General features: G+C 45.8%; 1 protein-coding gene. It reads right to left on the bottom strand.

Features of this window, described 5'->3' with window-relative positions:
• Positions 1 to 44: 44 nt before the first annotated feature.
• Positions 45 to 788 (bottom strand): transporter (locus K3767_RS12000; RefSeq protein WP_221173839.1); only part of this gene is annotated, 744 nt, incomplete at its 5' end.

Raw genomic sequence — 788 nt, 5'->3', positions numbered from 1 at the left:
GTATTTGGTGAGGACGGAGCTTGAGGGGAGGGCGTATGAGGCGTTCAGGGCGGTGGGTATGAGGGTGCCGGGAAGGGTGCTGGAGGCAGGAGAGGAAGAAGGTGTTGTGGAACGTGGAGGTAGTGTGCCCGAAAACCGTTGATACAAGAGAATTTTTTTGCCCGGGGTGTCAAAGTTGGGTAAAACTTAATTGGTAAGCGAATTTCTATACTTACATCGGGAGCATCATCTGTAAGTCCAACACCTATGGAGATATTAAGGGAAGTCTGTGGAGACAGGACATAAGAAGCCCCAAAGTAAAGCATCGCTACATTAAAATCTGTATCGGGTTGCTTTTTTCCATCGATTTTAGTACGGCTGTAAATTTTCTGGTCGTAAAATATATTAGTAGAAAATCTCTCGTTAAGAGCATAAGCCATACCTATACTAAAGTCTAAACTGGCTCCCGGACGAACTTCTCCATAATCCTTAATTGTCCTTTTGATATTGTAAAAATAAGTCAAACCCCCGAAAAGTACCGCCGGATCACTCCGCTTCACTAAAGTGACCCCGGCAGAAATACCCCAGTGCCCGTTTCCGGTAGGCAACTCTTCCGGACGGCCTCGATCGTCAGTATCTATATGATAGGGATCTTTTCCGGTGTGCGTCTTCACTCTTAAATTCAATACGGCATCCGGCCACGAACCTTTCTCATACAAAAATTGATAGGAAATCCCGAAAGAAATATCTCCAATGTCCTCATCGGTAACGGTTTTCTCCCGGGTAGCGGAATCTTCTTGCCAGGAGTA

It is taken from the genome of Thermosulfurimonas sp. F29 (genome assembly GCF_019688735.1).
Taxonomy (GTDB): Bacteria; Desulfobacterota; Thermodesulfobacteria; order Thermodesulfobacteriales; family Thermodesulfobacteriaceae; genus Thermosulfurimonas_A.
Note: the sequence above shows the minus strand (reverse complement) of the source record. Positions and strands in the feature narration are given on the sequence as shown.